Below are 6,967 nucleotides of genomic sequence, written 5' to 3'. Positions count from 1 at the left end.
GAACCGCCATCGCCGCCGGCGCCACCGTCGCCGCCCGCGCCGCCTGCGCCGCCGGCACCACCCGCGCCGCCTGCGCCGCCTGCGCCGCCGCCTGCGCCGCCGCCGCCGCCCGCGCCGCCCTGGCCCTCATCGGCGCACGACGCGCTGCAACCGTCGCCGTCCGCCTGATTGCCGTCGTCGCACTCCTCGACGCCCGATTGCGCGAACCCGTCGCCGCAGCTCGCGTTCTCGCACGTCGACAGGCACGTGTCCGTGTCCTCGTCATTGCCGTCATCGCACGCCTCGCCCGCCTGCACCACGCCGTCGCCGCACGTCGGCAACGAGCAGTCGTTCTTGCAGCCGTCCGTGTCGTCCTGGTTGCCGTCGTCGCAGGCCTCGACGCCGTCCTCGACGAACCCGTCGCCGCAGCTCGCCTTCTTGCAACCCGAAACGCAACCGTCGGTGTCGTTCGTGTTTGCGTCGTCGCATTGCTCGACGCCCGATTGCACGAACCCGTCGCCGCAGCTCGCCGAGAGGCACGTGCCGAGGCACGCGTCCGTGTTCGACATGTTGCCGTCGTCGCAGGCCTCGCCCGGCCCGACGATGCCATCGCCGCAGCCCGGCAGCGAGCAATTGTTCCGGCAGGCGTCGTCATCGACCATGTTGCCATCGTCGCAGGCCTCGACGCCCGATTGCACGAAGCCGTCCCCGCAGCTCGCCGCCTTGCAGCCGACGAGGCACGCGTCCGTATCGTTCGCATTGCCATCGTCGCAAGGCTCGACGCCCATCTGGACGAACCCGTCGCCGCAGGTCGCCTGCACGCACTGATTCAGGCACGCGTCCGTGTTGCTCGCGTTGCCGTCGTCGCATTGCTCCACGCCGGCCTGCAAGAAGCCGTCGCCGCAGCTCGCCTGCACGCAGGTGCTCAGGCATGCGTCCGTGTTCGAAACGTTGCCGTCGTCGCATTGCTCGACGCCGGTCTGCGTTTGCCCGTCGCCGCACTTCGCGGTGACGCACGTGTTCAAGCACGCGTCGTTGCTGCTCTGGTTGCCGTCGTCGCACTGCTCGAAGCCCGCGCGGACGACGCCGTCGCCGCACTTCGCTTGCACGCAGGAGTTCAGACAGGCATCCGTGTTCACCATGTTGCCGTCGTCGCACTGCTCGACGCCCGTCTGCACGTACCCGTCGCCGCATTTCGCGGTCGTGCACGAGTTCAGGCAGCCGTCGTCGTTGTTCATGTTGCCGTCGTCGCACTGCTCGACGCCCATTTGCACGACGCCGTCGCCGCACTTCGAGGCCTGGCACGTGCTCAGGCAGGCATCATTGTCGTTCTGGTTGCCGTCGTCGCACGTCTCGACGCCGGCCTGCACGTAGCCGTCACCGCAACCGGCGTTCTTGCAGCCCATGACGCAGGCGTCGGTGTTCATCATGTTCCCGTCGTCGCACTGCTCGACGCCGGTCTGCACGTAGCCGTCGCCGCAGCTCGGATTCGTGCAGGCGTTCAGGCAAGCGTCGTTGTTCGACGTGTTCCCGTCGTCGCATTGCTCGCCTGCCTGCACGTAACCGTCGCCGCAGGCCGCGGGCTTGCAGGTGTTCGTGCACACGTCGATGTTCGACATGTTCCCGTCGTCGCATTGCTCGACGCCGGCCTGCACGTAGCCGTCGCCGCAGGCCGCGGTCTTGCAGCCCATGACGCAGCCGTCGGTGTTCGACGCGTTCCCGTCGTCGCATTGCTCGACGCCCGTTCGGACGAACCCATCGCCGCAGGCCGCCGCCATGCACGTCGCGAGACAGGCGTCGTTGTTCGACGCGTTTCCGTCGTCGCATTGCTCCGGCCCGTTCGTCAGGCCGTCGCCGCAATACGGTCCGGGGCCCGAGCAGTCGGCCTTGCACTTGCCGTATTGCCCGTTCGCCACCCCGTCGTCGCACATCTCGCCCGCGCCGAGCGCCCCGTCGCCGCAGACCGAGGCGGGCGCGTATTCGTAGGCGCCCATGTCGAACTCGGCGCCATTCAGGCCGTCACCGTTGAGCGGCCGGATCGTGCCCTCGATGTCCTTGTTCGGCGCGCCCATCGCCGTGCCCACGTCGATGCAGAAGCTCGACGGCTGGAGCTTCAGGTTCGTCGGCGCCCCGACATAGAGCGGGTTCGTGCTGATGCAGCCCGTCCCCGCCGTCACGCTCGAGTAATTCGTCGAGTTCCCCCACACGTTGGAATACGTGACGCCGGCGGTCGTCGTGCCCTGCCCCGTCTGCCGGTACACGCCCGTCGAATTGTTCGTCACGATCGAGTTCTTGACGTTCAACGTCGCGCTCGACCCCGTCGCCGCGTACACGCTGGCTGCGGTGCCGTTCCCGTTCATCGTCGCGTTTGTCACGTTCACCGTGACGGACGAGGAGTTCGACGTGTCCACCCGTACGCCGTCGTACGAGTTGTTCCGGACAATCGCATTCGTGAGCGAACCGCTGCCCTTCTGGACGAAGTAGGCGCCGTAATAGTTCGTGTGCAGCGTGATACCGTCGATCGCTTGCGTCCCATCCGGGATCCACAGGCCGTAAAACGCCTCCGTGATCACCGCGTTCGACAGCACGTTCCCCGTCGACGACGCGAACAGATGCACGCCCCACCATTGCGCCGTGCCCGTCGACGACGACTCCAGCAGCACCGGCTGCGCGGTCGTCCCGCCGGCCTTCAGCGTGCCCTTCACGAGCAGCTCGACCTCCGTCGTGTCGGTCCCCGCCCCCATCGCGTCCGTCGTCGCGAACCGCACCACGACGCCGGGCTCGATCGTCAACGTCACCCCGGGCGCCACCGTCAGATCGCCCGTCGCCGAATACGGCGAGCCCGCCAGGTTCAGCGTCGTATTCGTCCACAAGGTTCCGAGCAGCCCGCTCGTCGGGTCACTCGTGTACGGCAGCGCGCCGATGTCACCGCCCATCTCACCGGCGAAGCGGCACGGCGAGTTCGACGTGATCCGCAGGTTCGACGGCGCCGACGTATACAGCGGGTTGCTGCTGAACGCCCCCGTCCCCGCCGTCACGCTCGAATAATTCGTCGAGTTCCCCCACACGTTGGAATACGTGACCACGGCGTTCGTCGCGCCCTGCCCCGTCTGCCGGTACACGCCCGTCGAATTGTTCGTCACGATCGAGTTCTTGACGTTCAACGTCGCGCTCGACCCCGTCGCCGCGTACACGCTGGCTGCGGTGCCGTTCCCGTTCATCGTCGTGTTCGTCACGTTCACCGTGACGGTCGAGGAGTTCGACGTGTCCACTCGCACGCCGTCGTACGAGTTGTTCCGGACAATCGAATTCGTGAGCGAACCGCTGCCCTTCTGGACGAAGTAGGCGCCGTAATAGTTCGTGTGCAGCGTGATACCGTCGATCGCTTGCGTCCCGTCCGGGATCCACAGGCCGTAAAACGCCTCCGTGATCACCGCGTTCGACAGCACGTTCCCCGTCGACGACGCGAACAGATGCACGCCCCACCATTGCGCCGTGCCCGTCGACGACGACTCCAGCAGCACCGGCTGCGCGACCGTCCCGCCGGCCTTCAGCGTGCCCTTCACGAGCAGTTCCACTTCCGTCGTGTCGGCCCCCGCCCCCATCGCGTCCGTCGTCGCGAACCGCACCACGACGCCGGGCTCGATCGTCAACGTCACCCCGGGCGCCACCGTCAGATCGCCCGTCGCCGAATACGGCGACCCCGCCAGGTTCAGCGTCGTATTCGTCCACAAGGTTCCGAGCAGCCCGCTCGTCGGGTCACTCGTGTACGGCAGCGCGCCGATGTCACCGCCCATCTCACCGGCGAAGCGGCACGGCGAGTTCGACGTGATTCGCAGGTTCGACGGCGCCGACGTATACAGCGGGTTGCTGCTGAACGCCCCCGTCCCCGCCGTCACGCTCGAATAATTCGTCGAGTTCCCCCACACGTTGGAATACGTGACCACGGCGTTCGTCGTGCCCTGCCCCGTCTGCCGGTACACGCCCGTCGAATTGTTCGTCACGATCGAGTTCTTGACGTTCAACGTCGCGCTCGACCCCGTCGCCGCGTACACGCTGGCTGCGGTGCCGTTCCCGTTCATCGTCGTGTTCGTCACGTCCACCGTGACGGTCGAGGAGTTCGACGTGTCCACCCGCACGCCGTCGTACGAGTTGTTGCGGATGATGGCGTCGACCAGGCTCCCGCTGCCCTTGTTGAGGAAATAGACGCCGTAATAGTTCGTGTGCGCCGTGAGGCCGTTCAACGTGAGCGCGCCGTCGCTCACGCGGATGCCGTACGACGCGTTCTGCACGACGAGCCCCGTCGTCGTCAAGACGGCCCCGGCCGTGTCGACGACAACGCCGTACCACTGCGCCGTACCCGTCGTCGTGGACCGAAAGTTCACCGGGTTCGCCGCGGTCCCCTGCACCTCCAGCGTGCCGCGGATCGTCATCTCGACTTCGGTGGAGTCGATGCCCGTCATCAGGCCGTCGGTCGTGGCGAACTGCACTTCGACGCCGGCCTGGATCGTGAGCTTCGAGCTCGCAGGGACGATGATGTCTCCCTGCACGAGGTAGGGGCTTCCGGCCACGGTCCACGTCTGGTTGACGATGTTGCCGCCCGGGATCGTCGTCGCGGCCTGGGCGGCGCGTGGACACGCGAGCAAAATCACGGCCCATAAAAGGGCGATCAAGGGAAATACGAGCGCTATCGGGCGCTTCATGACTGGCTCCTCGCAGGAACGTTCGCGCGGGCGCGGGGCACTTTCCCCCTCCAGCCCGACGGTCCCGCGACGCTACCCCAAGCAGTTCTCCGACTCAACGACCTCCATCGATCCCCGACTTGCCTCCGGGCCGCTTCCGTGCCCCAATGATCTTGAAGCGATGCGCGCAGAAGACGACGAGGAGCCCGGGGAAGAGACGGGCACATTTGGTCCCCTTTTCGACAACCGCGGCACGATGGCCGTTCTCGCCGCGTCCGACGAAAACCTCCCCGCGCCGCCGCCCCGCGCCGCGTTCCTCGTCGCCTACGACCGGCTCGCCGAGCTCGCCTCCGCGGCGCGAAAGCCCTCGTTCGCCGTCGCGCTCGTCGACCCTCGCGCGCGCCTCGTCGGCGCCGTCCTCTGCGAGGCGGGCTCGCCGCTCACCATCGGCCGGCACACGAAATGCCGCTTGCAAGTGCCCTCGTCCGCGATCTCGCTGCGCCACATGGCCGGGCTCGTGCTCGCCGACGGCGGCGCGCCGAAGCTGCAGGTCTGGGACCTCAACACGAAGCTCCCGTTCCGCGCCGAAGACGGGCAGGAAAGCGGCGCGCTCTCCTCCGACGGCCCCACGTATCTCTCGATCGGCGCATACGCGCTCTGGTTCTTGCCATGCTCGCCGGCCGTCCCGTGGCCCGCGCGCGCGGGCGACGCGTGGACCTCGATGCCGCCGCGTACGTTCGTCGATCGACGCGCCCCGACCGCGGCCGACAAACGCGCCGGCGTCGACGCATTGCCCCCGCCGCGCCTCCGCGGCGGCCCGTATCGAGGCCTCGAGGAGCCCTCGCGTGTCACCACGCAGGCCTCGCCGCTCCTGCTCGGCGACGACGAGGAGCCCGAGATCGCCTGGGGCACGATCCGCCTGCAGGCCGGCATGGCGAAGGCGAAGCGGCGCGTCTCGGCGGAGCGGCTCGAACAAGGCCTGCTCATCGGCCGCTACGAGCGCTGTGGCCTCTCGCTCGGCGAGATCGACAGAAACGTCTCCCGCGTGCATTTTCTCCTCGTCCGCATCGGCGCCGACGTCTGGGCGATCGACACGGGCAGCACGAACGGCGTGCGCCGGAACGGCCGCGCGATCGAGGCCGAGGTGCTGGCCGACGTGGATCGCCTGGAGTTCGGCTCGCGCATGATCCTCGACTGGCAGCGGCTCGAGCATCCGGAGGCGTGATGACCGAAGGCATCTCCGCCGTCCCGATCGTGGACCTCGATCCGCTCGTGCGAGGTGGCCCAGACAAACTCATCGCGGCGCGGGCGATCGACCAGGCTTGCCGCGGCTCGGGGTTCTTTTACGTCGTGGGCCACGGCGTGGACGAGGCCCTCGCAGCGCGCCTCGACGCGCTCTGCCGGTCGTTTTTCGCGCAGGATCTCGATCGCAAGATGGAGATCCGCATGGAGAAGGCGGGCCGCGCGTGGCGGGGGTATTTCCCTGTCGGCGGCGAGCTCACCTCGGGCAAACCCGACCTCAAAGAGGGCATTTATTTCGGCGCCGAGCACGGAGGCGACCACCCGCGCGTCCGCGCCCGCGTCCCCCTGCACGGGACAAACCTCTTCCCCGACCTCCCCGGGTTCCGCGAGGCTGTGCTCGCGTGGATGGCCGAAATGACCCGCCTCGGGCACGTCATCCTCGAAGGAATGGCCCTCGGCCTCGGCCTGCCCGCTTCGTATTTCGCGGATCGTGTCGCGGCGGATCCCACGATCCTCTTCCGGGCCTTCCATTACCCGCCTCCGGAGGGCGACGCCGAGAGCTGGGGCGTCGGGGAGCATACCGATTACGGGCTCCTCACGATCCTGCGGCAGGACGACGCCGGGGGATTGCAGGTGAAATCGGGCGGCCGCTGGATCGAGGCGCCGCCCGTGCCCGGATCCTTCGTATGCAACATCGGCGACATGCTCGATCGAATGACGGGCGGGCTTTATCGATCCACGCCGCACCGGGTCCACAATCGCTCGGGGAGAAACCGGCTCAGCTTGCCGTTTTTCTTCGATCCAGGCTGGGACGCGGAGATCCAGGCGATCGATACGAGCCGTGCGGACGGCCGAGCGGACGAGCGGTGGGACCGGCAAAACGTGCACGAATTTCGAGGAACCTACGGGCAATGGCTCCTCGGCAAGGTCGCGAAGGTTTTCCCGGATCTCGGGCACGCGGCGGGTGTGACATGAAATTCTTCTCGCCTCGCCCCGATTTCCAGAGCTTCCCGGCCCCCCTCGCGGCGAACGCAGAATGCAAGCAAGAGGCCAGGACCGTAAAA

The 6,967-nt window shown here is 67.6% G+C and carries 3 protein-coding genes; 2 read left to right on the top strand and 1 reads right to left on the bottom strand.

Annotated features, from left to right (window positions below; genetic code table 11):
• The coding region (locus KEG38_RS38130) for a DUF4215 domain-containing protein (protein WP_272425357.1) at window positions 1–4,682 on the bottom strand (4,682 nt) is incomplete at its 3' end.
• 160 nt (window positions 4,683–4,842) lie between these two features.
• Between KEG38_RS38130 and KEG38_RS38125 the strand changes: the two genes are divergently transcribed.
• Window positions 4,843–5,886 (top strand): FHA domain-containing protein, encoded by a 1,044-nt coding sequence (locus KEG38_RS38125; protein ID WP_272425356.1) that lies wholly within the window; start codon window positions 4,843–4,845, stop codon window positions 5,884–5,886.
• Window positions 5,886–6,878, top strand: a complete 993-nt coding sequence (locus KEG38_RS38120; RefSeq protein ID WP_272425355.1) for an isopenicillin N synthase family dioxygenase — start codon at window positions 5,886–5,888, stop codon at window positions 6,876–6,878. The genes KEG38_RS38125 and KEG38_RS38120 overlap by 1 nt, the downstream gene beginning before the upstream one ends.
• Window positions 6,879–6,967 lie beyond the last annotated feature (89 nt).

It is taken from the genome of Polyangium jinanense (genome assembly GCF_028435265.1).
GTDB lineage: Bacteria > Myxococcota_A > Polyangia > Polyangiales > Polyangiaceae > Polyangium > Polyangium jinanense.
Note: the sequence above shows the minus strand (reverse complement) of the source record. Positions and strands in the feature narration are given on the sequence as shown.